18 protein-coding genes are annotated in these 17,365 nt (G+C 56.5%); 10 read left to right on the top strand and 8 right to left on the bottom strand.

From position 1 onward, the window contains the following. Window positions 1–70: 70 nt before the first annotated feature. The gene (gene fucO, locus ACI2JR_RS24370) at window positions 71–1,219 is read left to right on the top strand and encodes a lactaldehyde reductase (protein ID WP_132731795.1); all 1,149 of its coding nucleotides are present in this window, start codon (window positions 71–73) and stop codon (window positions 1,217–1,219) included. Continuing rightward, window positions 1,216–1,530, top strand: coding sequence for an L-rhamnose mutarotase (gene rhaM, locus ACI2JR_RS24365; RefSeq protein ID WP_132731794.1), 315 nt, complete (start codon window positions 1,216–1,218; stop codon window positions 1,528–1,530). Before fucO ends, rhaM begins: the two co-directional genes overlap by 4 nt. A 127-nt stretch (window positions 1,531–1,657) precedes the next feature. Here the strand turns inward: rhaM and ACI2JR_RS24360 are convergent, their stop codons facing one another. Next, complete coding sequence (locus ACI2JR_RS24360) at window positions 1,658–2,206, bottom strand: helix-turn-helix domain-containing protein (RefSeq protein ID WP_132731793.1); 549 nt, start codon at window positions 2,204–2,206, stop codon at window positions 1,658–1,660. A gap of 100 nt (window positions 2,207–2,306) precedes the next feature. Between ACI2JR_RS24360 and ACI2JR_RS24355 the strand changes: the two genes are divergently transcribed. Both ACI2JR_RS24355 and ACI2JR_RS24350 read left to right on the top strand, forming a co-directional pair. After that, entirely contained in the window at window positions 2,307–2,966 is a 660-nt protein-coding gene (locus tag ACI2JR_RS24355) for an AzlC family ABC transporter permease (protein ID WP_462479663.1), read from the top strand. Beyond that, on the top strand, window positions 2,966–3,289 hold the full coding sequence (locus ACI2JR_RS24350) for an AzlD domain-containing protein (protein WP_132731791.1): 324 nt from the start codon (window positions 2,966–2,968) through the stop codon (window positions 3,287–3,289). Before ACI2JR_RS24355 ends, ACI2JR_RS24350 begins: the two co-directional genes overlap by 1 nt. A 54-nt stretch (window positions 3,290–3,343) precedes the next feature. On the opposite strand, the gene ACI2JR_RS24345 is transcribed toward ACI2JR_RS24350, so the two are convergent. Next, window positions 3,344–3,556, bottom strand: a complete 213-nt coding sequence (locus tag ACI2JR_RS24345) for a YdgH/BhsA/McbA-like domain containing protein (RefSeq protein WP_462479662.1) — start codon at window positions 3,554–3,556, stop codon at window positions 3,344–3,346. Window positions 3,557–3,684: 128 nt separating this feature from the next. Further along, window positions 3,685–4,521, bottom strand: coding sequence for a formate dehydrogenase accessory sulfurtransferase FdhD (gene fdhD / locus ACI2JR_RS24340; RefSeq protein ID WP_462479661.1), 837 nt, complete (start codon window positions 4,519–4,521; stop codon window positions 3,685–3,687). Window positions 4,522–4,677: 156 nt separating this feature from the next. Here fdhD and fdnG point away from each other — a divergent pair, with 156 nt between their 5' ends. The 5 genes from fdnG (at window position 4,678) to ACI2JR_RS24315 (ending at window position 11,311) form a co-directional block, all read left to right on the top strand. Further along, the gene (gene fdnG, locus ACI2JR_RS24335) at window positions 4,678–7,728 is read left to right on the top strand and encodes a formate dehydrogenase-N subunit alpha (protein WP_462479660.1); all 3,051 of its coding nucleotides are present in this window, start codon (window positions 4,678–4,680) and stop codon (window positions 7,726–7,728) included. Between the two features lie 12 nt (window positions 7,729–7,740). Next, window positions 7,741–8,643 carry a formate dehydrogenase subunit beta gene (gene fdxH, locus ACI2JR_RS24330; RefSeq protein ID WP_132731787.1) on the top strand — a complete coding sequence of 301 codons (903 nt, stop codon included), beginning with the start codon at window positions 7,741–7,743 and terminating at the stop codon, window positions 8,641–8,643. Continuing rightward, a complete protein-coding gene (fdoI, locus tag ACI2JR_RS24325) occupies window positions 8,640–9,275 on the top strand; it encodes a formate dehydrogenase cytochrome b556 subunit (RefSeq protein WP_132731786.1) in 636 nt (211 codons plus the stop codon). The genes fdxH and fdoI overlap by 4 nt, the downstream gene beginning before the upstream one ends. Beyond that, window positions 9,272–10,201: a formate dehydrogenase accessory protein FdhE gene (gene fdhE / locus ACI2JR_RS24320; RefSeq protein WP_132731785.1), complete on the top strand. Its 930-nt coding sequence runs from the start codon at window positions 9,272–9,274 to the stop codon at window positions 10,199–10,201. Before fdoI ends, fdhE begins: the two co-directional genes overlap by 4 nt. 186 nt (window positions 10,202–10,387) lie before the next feature. Then, window positions 10,388–11,311, top strand: coding sequence for an alpha/beta hydrolase (locus ACI2JR_RS24315; protein ID WP_462479659.1), 924 nt, complete (start codon window positions 10,388–10,390; stop codon window positions 11,309–11,311). Window positions 11,312–11,326: 15 nt separating this feature from the next. Here ACI2JR_RS24315 and fabY read toward each other — a convergent pair whose 3' ends face one another. The 5 genes from fabY to typA form a co-directional block, all read right to left on the bottom strand. Continuing rightward, on the bottom strand, window positions 11,327–12,268 hold the full coding sequence (gene fabY, locus ACI2JR_RS24310; protein WP_165905795.1) for a fatty acid biosynthesis protein FabY: 942 nt from the start codon (window positions 12,266–12,268) through the stop codon (window positions 11,327–11,329). A 44-nt stretch (window positions 12,269–12,312) separates the two neighbouring features. Continuing rightward, the gene (gene dtd / locus ACI2JR_RS24305; RefSeq protein WP_132731782.1) at window positions 12,313–12,750 is read right to left on the bottom strand and encodes a D-aminoacyl-tRNA deacylase; all 438 of its coding nucleotides are present in this window, start codon (window positions 12,748–12,750) and stop codon (window positions 12,313–12,315) included. Continuing rightward, on the bottom strand, window positions 12,747–13,607 hold the full coding sequence (locus ACI2JR_RS24300) for a virulence factor BrkB family protein (RefSeq protein WP_132731781.1): 861 nt from the start codon (window positions 13,605–13,607) through the stop codon (window positions 12,747–12,749). The genes dtd and ACI2JR_RS24300 overlap by 4 nt, the downstream gene beginning before the upstream one ends. A gap of 2 nt (window positions 13,608–13,609) precedes the next feature. Next, the gene (gene yihX / locus ACI2JR_RS24295) at window positions 13,610–14,200 is read right to left on the bottom strand and encodes a glucose-1-phosphatase (protein WP_462479658.1); all 591 of its coding nucleotides are present in this window, start codon (window positions 14,198–14,200) and stop codon (window positions 13,610–13,612) included. A gap of 134 nt (window positions 14,201–14,334) precedes the next feature. Next, window positions 14,335–16,158, bottom strand: a complete 1,824-nt coding sequence (gene typA / locus ACI2JR_RS24290; RefSeq protein ID WP_132731779.1) for a ribosome-dependent GTPase TypA — start codon at window positions 16,156–16,158, stop codon at window positions 14,335–14,337. A 378-nt stretch (window positions 16,159–16,536) separates the two neighbouring features. On the opposite strand from typA, the gene ACI2JR_RS24285 reads away from it, so the two are divergent. Continuing rightward, window positions 16,537–17,365 (top strand): glutamine synthetase beta-grasp domain-containing protein (locus ACI2JR_RS24285; protein ID WP_462479657.1); only part of this gene is annotated, 829 nt, incomplete at its 3' end.

The raw sequence follows: 17,365 nt of genomic DNA, 5'->3' as shown, positions 1-17,365 counted from the left end.
CGGCCCTCTTCCAGGAGGAACGGGGCGAGGGAAAACGGATTTCACAAAATAGAGATCAAGGAGAATTATCATGAGCTTTATGCTGGCACTACCCAAAATCAGCCTCCACGGCGCGGGCGCCATTGGCGATATGGTCAATCTGGTCGCAGGTAAACGGTGGGGCAAGGCGCTGATCGTCACCGACGGCCATCTGGTAAAAATGGGCCTGCTCGACAGCCTGTTCGCCGCGCTGGACGCCCGGCAGATGTCTTATCATCTGTTTGATGACGTCTTCCCTAATCCGACCGAAGCGCTGGTGCAAAAGGGCTATACGGCGTACCGGAAAGCAAACTGCAACTTTATTATCGCCTTTGGCGGCGGCAGCCCGATTGATACCGCCAAAGCGGTGAAAATCCTGACCGCCAACCCGGCTCCGTCCACCGCCTACGCCGGCGTCGGTAAGGTGAAAAACGCCGGCGTACCGCTGGTGGCGATCAACACCACCGCCGGAACGGCGGCTGAGATGACCAGCAATGCGGTGATCATCGACTCTGAACGCCAGGTGAAGGAGGTCATTATCGACCCCAATATTATCCCGGATATTGCCGTGGACGATGCCAGCGTGATGCTGGATATCCCGGCCTCAATCACCGCCGCCACCGGCATGGACGCGCTGACCCACGCTATTGAAGCCTTCGTTTCCGTTGGCGCCCACCCGCTCACCGATGCCAACGCGCTGGAAGCGATTCGCCTGATAAACCTGTGGCTGCCGGAAGCGGTTGCCGACGGGCATAACCTCGAAGCCCGCGAGCAGATGGCTTTTGGTCAATATCTGGCGGGAATGGCATTCAACAGCGCCGGTCTCGGCCTGGTCCACGCGCTGGCCCACCAACCGGGGGCAACCCACAACCTGCCGCACGGCGTGTGCAACGCTATCCTGCTGCCGATCATCGAAAACTTTAACCGCCCGAACGCCATCGCCCGCTTTGCCCGCGTCGCGCAGGCGATGGGCGTCGATACCCGCAGCATGAGCGATGAAGCCGCCAGCATGGAGGCCATCAACGCCATCCGCGCGCTGAGCAAACGCGTCGGTATTCCGCAGGGCTTCAGCCAGCTCGGCGTCAGCAAAACCGATATCGAAGGCTGGCTGGACAAGGCGTTGGCCGACCCCTGCGCGCCGTGCAATCCACGCGCCGCCAGCCGCGATGAAGTTCGTGAGCTGTATCTGGAGGCATTATGATTCGTAAAGCTTTTGTGATGCAGGTGCATCCCGAGGCGCACGAAGAGTATCAGCGCCGCCACGCTCCGATTTGGCCGGAGCTGGAAGACGTGCTGAAGGCCCACGGGGCGCATCATTACGCGATTTATCTCGATAAAGCACGCCACCTGCTGTTCGCCACGGTGGAGATTGAATCGGAAGAGCGCTGGAATGCCGTCGCCGGTACCGAAGTGTGCCAGCGCTGGTGGCGACATATGCGCGACGTGATGCCTGCTAATCCGGACAACAGCCCGCTCAGCGCGGAGCTAAAAGAAGTGTTTTATCTCGACTGAATCACACAATCTACCGCCTGAACAAACGACGCCCTGGCTTTCGGGACGTCGTTTTGCTGCGCCATCGCCCGACAACATACTTCCACGTCCCTCCGCGGAAACCGCATGCCCAAATCCCGGCAGCAGGCTAGTTTTGCTCGGCAACCAGGATGGCCTGGGTATCCGGCTCCAGCGCCTGGAAGAGATGTTCCTGATCCGCCGGATAGCAGATGTAGTCCCCCTCACCCAGCTCTTCCGGGGCTTCGGTCAAGCCAACCCGCGCCCGCCCCTGGGTGATAATGATGTGTTCAACCGAACCCGGCGGATGCGGGTGCGAGACCCGGTCAGCGCCAGGCTGGGTCAACAATAAATAGATATCGCGACGGGCGCCCGGCGGGCAGGTAGCCAGCAGGATGGCCTGATAGTGGGCCTGTTCAGCCACCACTTTTGTTCCTTCACCGCGACGCAATACCTGCGTTTTTTGCGTCTGCGGCTCCAGCAGCCGGGCAAAAGGAATATCGAGCGCGACACAGAGCGCCCACAGGGTTTCCAGGCTCGGGTTGCCGTTAGCGGATTCCAGCTGCGATAACGTTGATTTGGCAATCCCCGCCCGGCGCGCGACTTCTGCCAGCGAGAGACCGGTTCTCGCACGCTCGCGCACCAGACTTTTGGCAATCAGGCTGATTGGCGGTGTCATACACGGCTCCGTGTTTTTTATATCGAACGATTCGTTCGACTTGAAAGTCGATAGTGTTGCGTTCATTATAATGGAAATTCGTTCGATATGGCTAAAATGTATGCGGCAATATTTCTCTCGTCTCAAAGGAGACACGCTAAAAGCGATATTTTTAGTATGCCTGGCGGTCGGCATCGTCGGCATGTCCTATGGCTCGCTGGCGATGGCCTATGGTTTCCCGCTGTGGGTACCGTTCGTGCTCTCTGTTTCCGTGCTGGCAGGCGCATCGGAATTTATGTTTATCGGCATCGTAGCCAGCGGCGGTAACCCGCTGGCGGCCGCTGCCGCAGGCTTACTGGTTAACGCCCGGCATGTGCCGTTTGGCGTCACGGTACGCGACCTGGTCGGCAAGCGCGGCGCCAGCCTGTTGGGCTGCCACATTATGAATGATGAAAGCGTGGTGTTCGGCTTATCACAAAAAACGCCGGAGCAGCGTAAAGCCGCCTACTGGCTGTGCGGGCTGGGCGTGGCGATTTTATGGCCCGCGGGAGCGCTACTCGGCGCCATGGTCGGCAAACTGTTGCCCGCCCCGGAAACCATCGGCCTGGATGCGGTGTTCCCCGCCATTCTGCTGGCCCTGGTGGTACCGGCGTTTAAAAACCGCACGACCCTGATCCGGGCCTGTAGCGGTGCCGCGTTATCTCTCGCCGCGGTGCCTTTTGCCCCGCCAGGCTTGCCGGTACTGCTCTCTCTGCTGGGCTTAATGACGAGGAAAAAATAATGGCTCACATCACGCTGTTGATCGTCGGCATGGCGATTCTATCGGGAGGGACCTATTTGATGCGTCTCGGCGGGGCGAAACTCGGCAATCGCTTAGCGCTCTCTGAACGTTCTCAGGCGCTACTGTCTGACGCCGCAACGGTATTGCTGTTTTCGGTCGCCCTGGCCACCACCTTTTATGAGGGTGAACATTTTGCCGGCATGGCACGGGTGCTGGGGGTCGGCTGCGCCGTTTTTCTCGCCTGGCGTAAGATGCCGCTGATCGTGGTGATTATCGCGGCGGCCGTAGCCACAGCGCTGCTGCGTCTGGCGGGCATTCACTAAAAAAGCGCCCGTAGGCGCTCTTTCGACTGGAGCAATACTCCCTCTGGAATACGCTTATTTGTTCAGTTCTGCCGTCATATGTACACGGTTACCGGTGAAGGCTTCGGTGATGGTGTAAGACGATGCACCTGCGGCCTGAGCCTGGGCGGCGATTTTCGCTTCTGCACCGTCCATTGTCGACGCGCTAGCGCTGACAGACTGCGCAGCGAAGGAGCCAAAAGAAGCGGCCAGAGCGATAACTTCGACAAAAGTTTTGATGCTTTTCATGAGATAAACCCTTTACGTTAGTTGTTTGGATAAGGCGCTGTGCCTTGATGTGATAAATAATAGCCCTCACATCGCCGAACAAAAAGCAGAAGGATTTGTTGTCATCATTCAAAAAAACTGACTTAAATTTAAGCCGCGATTAACCGCTGCGGATGGGTGTAAATCGTTGCCCTGCCTGGCTTGCAAAAACCCACCAGCGTCAGGTTACAACGTTCCGCCACTTCTACCGCCAGAGCGGTGGCAGCGGAAACGGCAAACAGAATCTCGACGCCGCACATCGCCGCCTTCTGCACCATCTCGTAGCTGGCACGGCTGGAGACTAACGCCGCCCCGTGCTGCCAGTCGTCCCCCTCCTCCACACGCCGGCCAAGCAGTTTATCCAGCGCCACGTGACGACCGACATCTTCATGCCCGCCCGCCAGCTCACCGGACGGACGCAGCCACGCCGCCGCATGAGTACATCCGGTCACCCGACCGATCGGCTGAACATCATTCAGATGCTCCAGCGCGCGATCGAGATGCGCCAGGTTGAAGGTTTGTGTAAAAGGTAATGGTTTCACCGGCCTGCCGATATCATTTAACTGCTCAACGCCACATACACCGCAGCCCGTTCGCCCGGCCAGCGCGCGCCGACGCTCTTTAAGCCCCATAAAACGGCGGCTGGAGAGCTCAATCTGCACTTCCAGACCGTTGCATGCCTGCACCACCTCCATCCCGTAGATCTCTCGTCGGTTTTCGATAATCCCTTCGGATAACGAAAACCCCACGGCAAACCGTTCAAGATCGCTGGGAGAGGCCATCATCACGACGTGTGAGATGCCGTTATAGACCAGCGCAACGGGAACCTCCTCCGCTAACTCGTCAGACTGAGGATGTTGCAAATTCTCGCGCTTCCAGAGCGTGACCTGACGGTAACCTGTGATATTCGTCACATTTCCAACTTGTTGATGAGGGTTCTTATTCACTTTGTCTTAACCGTATTGGAACAGGCATACACACAATGTGGTATTCTTTACATACCCCTTCAAGTAAAAGGGTGATCACCCCCAATTCTGAACCTTTGCGACCCTTACCGCAAAGTAAATAACTACATGTGACAATGTCGATACAAGGAGTGAACCATGCAGGTCAGCAGAAGGCAGTTCTTTAAGATCTGCGCTGGCGGTATGGCAGGCACAACGGCTGCAGCGCTGGGTTTTGCCCCAGGCGCTGCGCTCGCGGAAACCCGGCAATATAAGCTGCTGCGTACCCGTGAAACCCGTAACACCTGTACGTACTGTTCTGTCGGTTGTGGGCTGTTAATGTATAGCCTCGGTGACGGTGCAAAAAACGCCAAAGCATCCATATTTCATATCGAAGGTGACCCAGACCATCCGGTCAACCGTGGTGCGCTCTGCCCGAAAGGGGCGGGACTGGTAGACTTTATCCATTCCGAAAGCCGCCTGAAATTCCCGGAATATCGCGCGCCAGGCTCCGACAAATGGCAGCAAATCAGCTGGGATGAAGCGTTCGATCGCATCGCGAAGCTGATGAAAGAAGACCGCGATGCCAACTTTATTGCGCAAAACGACGCCGGCACCACCGTCAACCGCTGGTTGACCACCGGGATGCTGTGCGCCTCCGCATCAAGTAACGAAACCGGCTATTTAACGCAGAAATTCACCCGCGCGCTCGGTATGCTCGCGGTCGACAACCAGGCGCGCGTCTGACACGGACCAACGGTAGCAAGTCTTGCTCCAACATTTGGTCGCGGTGCGATGACCAACCACTGGGTTGACATTAAAAACGCCAACCTGATCGTGGTAATGGGCGGTAATGCCGCTGAAGCGCACCCGGTAGGGTTCCGCTGGGCGATGGAAGCCAAAATTCACAACGGCGCGAAGCTGATTGTTATCGACCCACGCTTTACGCGTACCGCGTCGGTAGCCGACTTCTATACCCCGATTCGTTCCGGGACTGACATTACCTTCCTGTCAGGCGTTATCCTGTACCTGTTGAATAACGAAAAATTCAACCGCGAGTACACCGAAGCCTATACCAACGCCAGCCTGATCGTGCGTGAGGATTACAGCTTCGACGATGGCCTGTTCAGCGGCTATAACGCGGAAAAACGCAGCTACGATAAGACCAGCTGGAACTATGAGCTGGATGAAAACGGCTTCGCCAAACGCGATACCTCTCTGCAACATCCGCGCTGCGTATGGAACCTGCTGAAACAGCACGTTTCCCGCTATACCCCGGACGTCGTGGAAAATATCTGCGGTACGCCAAAGGCCGACTTCCTGAAAGTCTGCGAGTTCATCGCCGAAACCAGCGCGCCGGATAAAACCGCGTCATTCCTCTACGCTCTCGGCTGGACGCAGCACTCTATCGGGGCGCAGAACATCCGTACAATGGCGATGATTCAGCTGCTGCTCGGCAATATGGGGATGGCCGGCGGCGGCGTGAACGCCCTGCGCGGTCACTCTAATATTCAGGGGCTGACCGACCTGGGACTGCTCTCCACCAGCCTGCCGGGTTATATGAACCTGCCAGGCGAAAAACAGGCCGACCTGCAAACCTACCTGACCGCCAACACGCCGAAACCGCTGCTGAAAGATCAGGTGAACTACTGGGGCAACTATCCGAAATTCTTCGTCTCGATGATGAAGGCCTTCTTTGGCGATAAAGCGACGGCTGAGAACAGCTGGGGCTTCGACTGGCTGCCGAAGTGGGATAAGAGTTACGACGTGCTGCAGTACTTCGACATGATGCACCAGGGCAAAGTGAACGGCTATCTGTGCCAGGGCTTTAACCCGGTCGCATCGTTCCCGAATAAAAACAAGGTCGTCGAGTCGCTGTCGAAACTGAAGTTTCTGGTGACCATCGATCCGCTCAACACCGAAACCTCTACCTTCTGGCAAAACCACGGTGAGTCGAACGATGTTGACCCGGCGAAAATCCAGACCGAAGTCTTCCGCCTGCCCTCCACCTGCTTCGCCGAAGAGAACGGTTCTATCGTCAACTCCGGGCGTTGGCTGCAGTGGCACTGGAAAGGCGCGGACGCCCCGGGGATTGCGACCACCGATGGTGAAATTCTGGCCGGTATCTTCTTACGCCTGCGGAAAATGTACGCCGAAGAAGGCGGCCCGACGCCAGAACCGGTGTTGAATATGACGTGGGACTACTCCACGCCGCACGAACCGGCTTCGGAAGAAGTGGCGATGGAGAGCAACGGTAAGGCGCTGGCGGACCTGACCGACCCGGTCACCGGCGCGGTGGTGGTGAAGAAAGGCCAGCAGCTCAGCTCTTTTGCGCAGCTGCGCGATGACGGCACCACCTCCAGCGGCTGCTGGATCTTCGCCGGGAGCTGGACGCCGGAAGGCAACCAGATGGCCCGCCGCGATAACGCCGACCCGTCAGGACTGGGTAATACGCTGGGCTGGGCCTGGGCGTGGCCGCTCAACCGCCGCATCCTGTATAACCGCGCCTCCGCGGACCCGCAGGGTAAACCGTGGGATCCGAAACGTCAGATTCTGAAATGGGATGGCGCCAAATGGACCGGTATGGATATTCCGGACTACAGCGCGGCAGCGCCGGGCAGCGATGTCGGGCCGTTTATCATGCAGCCTGAAGGGATGGGCCGCCTGTTCGCCCTCGATAAGATGGCGGAGGGGCCGTTCCCGGAACACTACGAGCCGTTCGAAACGCCGCTGGGTACCAACCCGCTGCACCCGAATGTCGTCTCCAACCCGGCCGCCCGCGTCTTCAGCGGCGACCTGGAACAGATGGGGAAAGCGGATAGGTTCCCGTACGTCGGTACCACCTATCGTCTCACCGAGCACTTCCACTACTGGACCAAGCACGCGTTGCTCAACGCGATCGCGCAGCCGGAACAGTTCGTGGAAATCGGCGAGAAGCTGGCGAACAAGCTTGGTATCGGCCATGGCGATACCGTCAAAGTCTCCTCCAACCGCGGCTATATCAAAGCCAAGGCGGTGGTGACCAAGCGCATTCGCACGCTGAAAGTGGACGGCAAGGATATCGATACTATCGGTATTCCTATCCACTGGGGCTATGAAGGGGTGGCGAAGAAAGGCTTTATCGCCAACACGCTGACGCCGTTCGTCGGCGATGCGAACACGCAAACGCCGGAGTTTAAAGCCTTCCTCGTGAACGTGGAAAAGGTGTAACGGAGACGACTTATGGCTTATCAATCGCAAGACATCATTCGTCGTTCCGCGACTAACGGTTTCACTCCCGCGCCGCAGGCGCGGGACCACCAGCAGGAAGTCGCGAAGCTTATCGACGTGACCACCTGTATCGGCTGTAAGGCCTGTCAGGTCGCTTGTTCAGAATGGAATGACATCCGTGATGAAGTCGGTCACAACGTCGGGGTGTACGATAACCCGGCGGATCTAACCGCCAAATCGTGGACGGTGATGCGTTTCTCGGAAGTGGAGCAGAACGACAAACTGGAGTGGCTGATCCGTAAGGATGGCTGTATGCACTGCGCCGATCCGGGCTGCCTGAAGGCGTGTCCCTCGGAAGGCGCGATCATTCAGTATGCCAACGGTATTGTCGACTTCCAGTCCGAGCAGTGCATCGGCTGCGGCTACTGCATCGCCGGCTGTCCGTTCGACGTGCCGCGACTCAACCCGGAAGACAACCGCGTCTACAAATGTACGCTGTGCGTAGACCGTGTTTCCGTCGGCCAGGAGCCGGCGTGTGTGAAAACCTGCCCGACCGGCGCTATCCACTTTGGCTCCAAAGAGGATATGAAAGTGCTGGCCGGCGAGCGCGTCGCCGAACTGAAAACCCGCGGGTATGATAACGCGGGCCTGTACGATCCGGCCGGCGTCGGCGGTACGCACGTGATGTACGTGCTGCACCACGCCGACAAGCCGAATCTGTATCACGGTCTGCCGGAAAACCCGGAAATCAGCGCCACCGTGAAGTTCTGGAAAGGCATCTGGAAACCGCTCGCGGCGGTCGGTTTTGCCGCCACCTTCGCCGCCAGTATCTTCCACTATGTCGGCGTCGGTCCGAACCGCGCAGACGAGGAAGAAGATAACCTGCATGAAGAGAATGACGAGGTGCGCAAATGAAAAGACGTGACACCATCGTGCGCTACACGGCGCCGGAACGCATCAACCACTGGGTGACCGCCTTCTGCTTCGTGCTGGCGGCAATCAGCGGGCTGGGATTCTTTTTCCCGTCCTTCAACTGGCTGATGCACATCATGGGTACACCGCAGCTGGCGCGAATACTGCACCCGTTTGTTGGCGTGATCATGTTTGCTTCCTTCATCATCATGTTTTTCCGCTACTGGCACCACAACCTAATCAATCGGGATGATATCTTTTGGGCGAAGAATATTCGTAAGATCGTCGTCAACGAGGAGGTAGGTGACACCGGGCGCTATAACTTCGGCCAGAAATGCGTATTCTGGGCGGCGATTATTTTGCTGGTTCTGCTGCTGGTGAGCGGGGTGATCATCTGGCGTCCGTATTTTGCGCCTGCGTTCTCAATCCCGGTAATCCGATTGGCGCTCATGCTGCATTCATTTGCCGCGGTCGCCTTAATTGTGGTTATCATGGTGCATATTTACGCCGCCCTGTGGGTGAAAGGCACCATTACCGCGATGGTGGAAGGCTGGGTTACCAAAACATGGGCGAAGAAACATCACCCCCGCTGGTACCGTGAGGTTCGCCAGAAACAGGAAAACAAGACTGAATGAGTATTCGCATAATCCCGCAAGATGAGCTGGGTTCGAGCGAGAAACGCACGGCGGAATACATTCCGCCGTTACTGTTCCCCAGGCTGAAAAATCTTTATAACCGCCGCGCGGAACGTCTGCGCGAACTGGCGGAGAGCAACCCGCTGGGCGATTATCTGCGCTTTGCCGCGCTGATTGCTCACGCCCAGGAAGTGGTGCTCTACGACCATCCGCTACAGATGGACCTGACCGCGCGCCTCAAAGAGGCGAACGAACGGGGCAAGCCGCCGCTGGATATTCACGTACTGCCGCGCGATAAGCACTGGCATAAGCTGCTGCATTCGCTCATCGCCGAGCTGAAGCCAGAGATGAGCGGCCCGGCGCTGGCGGTCATCGAAAACCTGGAAAAGGCTTCGGAACAAGAGCTGGAGCTGATGGCCAGCGCCCTTTTCGTCTCCGACTTTGCCTCGGTCAGTAGCGATAAGGCGCCGTTTATCTGGGCCGCTCTATCGCTGTACTGGGCGCAGATGGCGAGCCTGATCCCAGGCAAAGCGCGTGCCGAGTACGGCGAACAGCGCCAGTTTTGCCCGGTTTGCGGTTCGATGCCGGTATCCAGCATGGTGCAAATTGGCACCACGCAGGGTTTGCGCTATCTGCACTGCAACCTGTGCGAAACCGAATGGCACGTGGTGCGCGTGAAGTGCAGTAACTGCGAGCAGAGCCGCGATTTGCATTACTGGTCGCTGGATAATGAACAGGCGGCGGTTAAGGCCGAAAGCTGCGGCGACTGCGGGACTTACCTGAAGATTCTGTATCAGGAAAAAGACCCGAAAGTGGAGGCCGTCGCCGACGATCTCGCCTCGCTGGTGCTGGACGCCCACATGGAGCAGGAAGGCTTTGCCAGAAGTTCTATTAACCCGTTTATGTTCCCGGGTGAAGGGGAGTAAAACCCCTCGTAATGCCGGGTGACGCAGGTTACCCGGCATACCGCAACGCCTCGCACGCAAAGGCCACAGGAGAGTCGATGTGGCCCTTTCTCACCCTATCTCTCTCTGTCGCCAGCGTTCCCGATTTTCTTTTGCTAACAACCAGGCTATAAGGCTGTATATCCATACAGAAAAAAGGAGTGACAGATGGCACTGGAAAAAGGCATTAGCCAACTGGTTGACGAGTTTATTGCCGCGGGACGTCCCTCTTCGCGAGAACAGAATATTGATGACCGGAGAGCAGGCTATGTGGCCAGTACGGTGCTGGCCGGAGAGGCTGAAAGCCGCGTTCAGGTAGAAGATATCACGCTCGAAGACATGACTTTTCGCGTGGTATCGCCGCTCAATGCCGAGGGCGTGCTGCCAGCCGTCATCTACTATCACGGCGGTTGTTTTGTCAGCGGTGGGTTCGCCACCCACGATCGGCAGCTTCGGCAACTGGCGTATAGCAGCGGCTGCCGGGTGATTGCCGTGCAGTACAGATTGGCTCCCGAAGAGACCTTTCCCGCCGCGCATGATGATGCGGAAAAAGGGGCCTTGATTATCCACCGCTATGCCGGGCGGCTTGGGATCGACATAGCGCGTGTCACGCTCGCCGGCGACAGCGCGGGCGGGCATCTGGCCCTCATCACCGCACTACGGCTGAAAGCCGCGCAGGGCTGGCAGCCCGCACAGCTGATTCTGATTTACCCCATGCTCGATGCGACCGCCCGTTCGGCCAGCTACGTCAGCAACGGCAACGATTACATCATCACCCGGGATACGCTGCTGAGCGGCTACGAAATGTATCTGCCTTCCACGGCATTTTCGCACCCTGAGGCCAGCCCGCTGTGGCGTGACGACTTCAGCGGTCTGCCGCCCGTGCATATTCTGACCGCCGAATACGACCCGCTGCGTGATGAGGGTGAAACGCTGTACCAGCGGATGACGGAGCAAAACGTGGCCTGTACCTGCCAGCGCTACCTCGGAGTGATTCACGGTTTCTTTCAGCTGGCAGGCGTCAGCCAGGCGGCGCGCGATGCCATGCGGGATATCGCCTGGCGAGTCCGCTCGCCAGGCCAGCCCTCATGAGATGAGGGGCGGGCGTTACTCTTCTTCGTTACCGCCCTCTTCATACGAGCCAAACGGCTTCGCCGGCAGGACGATGTAAATGCCTTCAAAAATGGCGCCCAGATTCTCATCGCCAAACAGCTCGACCTGCAGCTGCACGCGCGCTTTGCGCCCGCGAGCCAGGCGATCGAGATCGCCGCTTAACGAGCCCAGATCGGCAACCGCGCTTGGGCGCCCGCTGATCGGCTGACTATAGCGAATATGGGCATCGGCGAGGATAATCGTGCCGCCTAAATGCCGCTCGCGCAGCATCAACCAGATCAGCCCCCAGCCGGTCAGCGTCGCCAGTGAAAACAGACTCCCGGCGAACAGAGTATGATGCGGATTCTGATTGCCGGCTTCAGGCATGGTGGTGATGAAATTTTTGCCGGTGTACTGCTGAATGCGCACGCCCATTTTTTCGCTGAGCGGAATGTGCTGATACCAGGCCTGCTGTAGCTGCCCGCACCAGTCGCCGCGATGCAGAATATCGTCCAGCGAGGCGATCGGTTTAATCATCAGGAAGTGGCGAATCGGCGTGGTGGTCGGCGTGGTAATCTCGCCCTGGTTAACAAAACCAAGCTTGGCAAAAAAATCCATCGCGTCTTCGCGAGCGCTACAGGTCACACGCTTAACCCCTTCCTGACGGGCGACGGACTCCAGCGTCATCGCCATCAGCGTCCCAAGGCCTTTATCCTGCACCGAAGGGTGTACGGCCATAAAACGTATGGAGGCTTCATTCTCAGCGTTGATATACAACCGCCCGACGGCAACCAGATTCCCCTCTTCATCGACCACCATCTGATGATGCGCCATCGCATCCCAGGCGTCGCGCTCCGACCCTTTAGGCTGATGCAGAGGCTTACGCAGCATCTCCCAGCGGAACTGATAGTAGCTCTCTAGTTCGTCTTCTGTTTGCGGTACACGAAGGTGATACATAGCTGTACTCTCTTTTGTTACCCGCAGCCGGCCCGGAAGCTGGCTCATACCTGCAACCAAAAGGTCACAGGACCATCATTAACCAGCGAGACCTGCATATCCGCAGCGAATCTCCCGGTCTGTGTATTCATCTCCTGCTGGCGGCAGCGCGTAACGAAATATTCATACAGCGCTTCCGCTTTGTCAGGGGCTGCGCCTTTGGAAAAGCCCGGACGCATGCCACGTTCAGTATCCGCCGCCAGCGTGAACTGTGAAACCACCAGTACGCTGCCGCCGGCCTGCTGAACATTCAGGTTCATTTTGCCTTCCGTATCGCTGAAAATACGATAGCCAAGCACGCGCTCGCACAGGCGATTCGCTTTTTGCTCATCATCGTCTTTCTCAACGCCCAGTAACACCAGAAGCCCCGGGCCGATTTCACCCGTCACTTCGTCCTCCACGGTAACGCTTGCACGGGATACGCGTTGAATTAATGCAATCATAGTTGTTGTGTTTCTTCTTTTTTAAGTTTGCGGTATTCCTCGAGAGTGACAGTAATTTCTGCCCCAAGCAAGACGATACACCACGTCCAGTACACCCAGACAAACAAAATAGGCACCACGGCTATCACGCCGTAAATCAGCTGATACGACGGGAAAGCGGTGATATATAAGGCAAACGCTTTTTTACCCGCCTCAAAGAGCAGCGCCGCCACCAGCGATCCCACCAGCGCATCACGATTTGCCACCTGCGTCGTCGGCACAATGCTGTACAGCAGCCAGAACGCCGCCCACGATAAAATCAGCGGGAAAATACGCAGCACGTCATCAATCACGCTGTTCAGATCGCTGGCCCAGCGTAGTGACAGCAGATAGGAGCTGATGGCCAGGCTTGCCCCCGCCAGCAGCGGCCCCAGCGTCAGAATCATCCAGTACACGGCAAAAGAGTAAATTTTCGGCCGGGTTCGCGCGCTGCGCCAGATGGTATTCAGCGCGCTATCGATCGAATACATCAGCAGCAGCGAGGTCACAATCAACCCAAAGGCGCCCACCGCCGTCATCCGGCTGGAGTTAGCGACAAACTGTTCGATGTAGCCCTGAATGACATCCCCCGTCGCCGGGATGAAGTTAGCAAAGATGAAGTGGCGAATCTGGGCACTAACCTCGGAAAACATCGGAAATGCCGAGAAAAGCGCAAAAATCACGGCGATCAGCGGCACCAGGGAGAGTAACGACACGTAGGCGAGGTTTCCCGCCAGCGTCGTCATATTGTCTTCATCAATACGCCGCCAGAGCAGTTTTAGCCAGGCCAGGAGGGGCCTGATCCAGTGCTTTGCTTTTTGATGAACGGTTTTTAGCATAGTTATTTCGCAAAGTAGTCAGGGATGGTCTCCTTCCCGGTCACCAGAATACTGGTAATCCCCAGCTGGTTAGCACCCGCGATATTATCGGCGTTATCGTCAAAAAAGACCGTGTCCGCCGGCGAAAAACCTTCCGACTGCAGGACGCTTTGATAGATCCGCAGCTCGGGTTTACGCATTCCCATCTCCTGGGAAAGATAGATTCGATCGGCAGCGGCACGTACCTGCGGGTATTCATCCGACCAGAAAGTGGTATGCAGACGGTTCGTATTCGACAGGACCACGACGCGATGCCCCTGCTCGCGCAATGTCTGCATGATGGTGATGACTTCCGGGCGCAGCGCAACAAAAACAGCCTGCCAGCCGTGGGAAAACTGCTCATAGCTCAGCGGCATATTCATTTCATGGCACATCGCTTCGGCAAAGGCCTCATCGCTGATTTCACCGCGTTCGTGCTGATGGAACGCTTCGCCCATCGTGAAATCCTGCTTCAGCGTTGCGAGCGGGATGCGGCTGAAATCGCTCCATGTCCCCAGCACCCGGTTGAAGTCGATGTCGACAATCACATTACCTAAATCAAAGATATAGAGCATTTGTGTCTCCTTGCGCACCGTGGAAGATTAACTGTAGCGGGAAAGGAGGGGTTTGACTATGAGGTGAGCGCTTTGCGCCAAAAAAAGAAACCCCGCCATCGAGGCGGGGTTCAGGCATCAACAAGCAGCGAGAATTAGTCTTCTTTCGCGCCGCGCATCGCGCGTTTACGATCGTTCTCGGTCAGGTGACGTTTACGGATACGGATAGAAAGCGGGGTCACTTCTACCAGTTCGTCGTCATCGATGAACTCCAGAGCTTGCTCCAGGGTCATCTTGATCGGCGGAACCAGAACCGTTGCTTCGTCAGTACCGGACGCACGCATGTTGGTCAGTTTCTTACCGGTCAGGCAGTTGACAGTCAGGTCGTTAGAACGACTGTGAATACCGATGATCTGGCCTTCGTAAACTTCTGCACCGTGTCCCAGGAACAGCTTACCGCGGTCCTGCAGGCTGAACAGGGCGAAGGCCACCGCTTTGCCCTGACCGTTGGAGATCAGTACGCCGTTGTTACGCTGACCAACGTCACCCGGACGAACATCGTCGTAATGGCTGAAGGTGGAATACAGCAGACCGGTACCGGAAGTCATGGTCATGAATTCAGAACGGAAGCCGATCAGACCACGGCTTGGGATCACGTAGTCGAGACGTACGCGGCCTTTGCCGTCTGGATTCATGTTTTTCAGGTCGCCTTTACGCTCACCCAGGGCCTGCATGACAGAACCCTGATGCTGCTCTTCAACGTCCAGCGTTACGTTCTCGAACGGCTCTTGTTTGCGGCCGTCGATTTCGCGGAAGATAACTTTCGGACGGGAAACCGCCATTTCGAAACCTTCACGACGCATGTTTTCGATCAGAACAGACAGGTGCAGCTCACCACGACCGGAAACGCGGAATGCGTCCGCATCCGGAGTTTCTTCAACACGCAGCGCCACGTTGTGGACCAGCTCTTTGTTCAGACGGTCGAGAATCTGACGAGAGGTCACATACTTCCCTTCTTTACCGCAGAACGGAGAGGTGTTGACGTTGAAGAACATGGTCACGGTCGGCTCATCAACGGACAGTGCCGGCAGCGCTTCAACATTCTGCGGGTCGCAGATGGTGTCGGAGATGTTCAGCTCGCCCAGGCCGGTGATCGCAATGATATCGCCCGCTTCGGCGATGTCGCTGTCGATACGTTCCAGACCCAGGTGGGTCAGCACTTTACCGACTTTACCGTTACGGGTTTTGCCTTCGCTGTCGATGATGGTGACCTGCTGGTTCGGCTTCACTTTACCGCGTTTAATGCGGCCGATACCGATAACACCAACATAGTTGTTGTAGTCCAGCTGGGAGATCTGCATCTGCAGAGTGCCATCCAGATCGACGTTCGGTGCCGGAACGTGGTCAACGATCGCCTGATACAGCGGAGTCATGTCTTCCGCCATATCTTCGTGGTCCAGACCCGCGATACCGTTCAGCGCAGACGCATAAACGATCGGGAAGTCCAGCTGCTCATCAGTAGCGTCGAGGTTAACGAACAGGTCGAAGACCTGATCGACAACCCAGTCAGGGCGCGCGCCCGGACGGTCAACCTTGTTGATGACCACGATCGGCTTCAGGCCGTGGGCAAAGGCTTTCTTGGTGACGAAGCGCGTTTGCGGCATCGGACCGTCAAAGGCATCAACCACCAGCAGCACAGAATCAACCATGGACATAACACGCTCAACTTCACCTCCGAAGTCGGCGTGCCCGGGAGTATCAACGATGTTGATACGGTAATCATTCCATTTGATTGCGGTGTTTTTCGCGAGGATGGTAATCCCACGCTCTTTCTCCAAATCGTTGGAGTCCATCACACGCTCTTGTGTTTCGGCACGTGCATCGAACGTACCGGATTGCTGGAGCAGCTTGTCAACCAGGGTAGTTTTACCATGGTCAACGTGCGCGATGATGGCGATGTTACGCAGATTTTCGATCACAACTTTGCCTCAGGCATTAGAAATAGCGCGTTATTGTACACGTAATAAGCGAAGGACTGAACAGGATCACAAACATCCTCCGCAAACAAGTATTGCAGAGTTTCTTTGTGATCGCTTTCACGGAGCGATAAAAGGGCACCGCAACAAAAACTGCACCAAAATAGTGCTCAATGTTCACACTAAGGCACTATTTTGGTGCATTATTTCCATCGTGGTGCAGTTCTTTTGCACTATGGTGCGCATGATACAGCGTTTTACCGCTAATTTAAAAGTTGGCACAGATTTCGCTTTATATATTTTAAGGCAACAACGCCACATTAAGTAGTAAAAAAGTTTTCGTTACCACGACGACAATGACCAATCCGGGAGAGTTTAAGTATGTCCGCTGAACACGTTTTGACGATGCTGAACGAGCACGAAGTGAAGTTTGTCGATCTGCGCTTCACCGATACCAAAGGTAAAGAACAGCACGTCACGATTCCTTCTCATCAGGTAAATGCCGAATTCTTCGAAGAAGGCAAAATGTTTGATGGCTCCTCGATTGGCGGCTGGAAAGGTATTAACGAATCAGACATGGTTCTGATGCCGGATGCGACCACCGCGCTGATCGACCCGTTCTATGAAGAACCGACGCTGATCATCCGCTGCGATATCCTGGAACCAGGCACCCTGCAGGGCTATGACCGCGATCCGCGCTCCATCGCGAAACGCGCTGAAGAATACCTGCGCTCTACCGGTCTGGCAGACACCGTCCTGTTCGGGCCAGAACCAGAATTCTTCCTGTTCGATGACGTCCGCTTTGGCGCCTCTATCTCTGGCTCCCACGTCGCTATCGATGATATCGAAGGCGCATGGAACTCCGCCACCAAATATGAAGGTGGTAACAAAGGCCACCGTCCTGGCGTGAAAGGCGGTTACTTCCCGGTTCCGCCGGTAGACTCCTCTCAGGACATCCGTTCCACCATGTGTATGATCCTGGAAGAGATGGGCCTGGTTGTTGAAGCTCACCACCACGAAGTGGCCACCGCTGGTCAGAACGAAATCGCGACCCGCTTTAACACCATGACCAAAAAAGCGGACGAAATTCAGATCTACAAATATGTGGTTCATAAAGTCGAACACCTCTACGCTAAAACAGCGACCATCATGCCAAAAACGAAGATTGGCGATAACGGTACAGGTATGCACTTCCACATTTATCTTTCAA

The organism is Klebsiella sp. NPDC088457, from assembly GCF_044900465.1.
Taxonomy (GTDB): domain Bacteria; phylum Pseudomonadota; class Gammaproteobacteria; order Enterobacterales; family Enterobacteriaceae; genus Klebsiella.
This window is presented reverse-complemented; position numbering and strand designations above follow the sequence as displayed.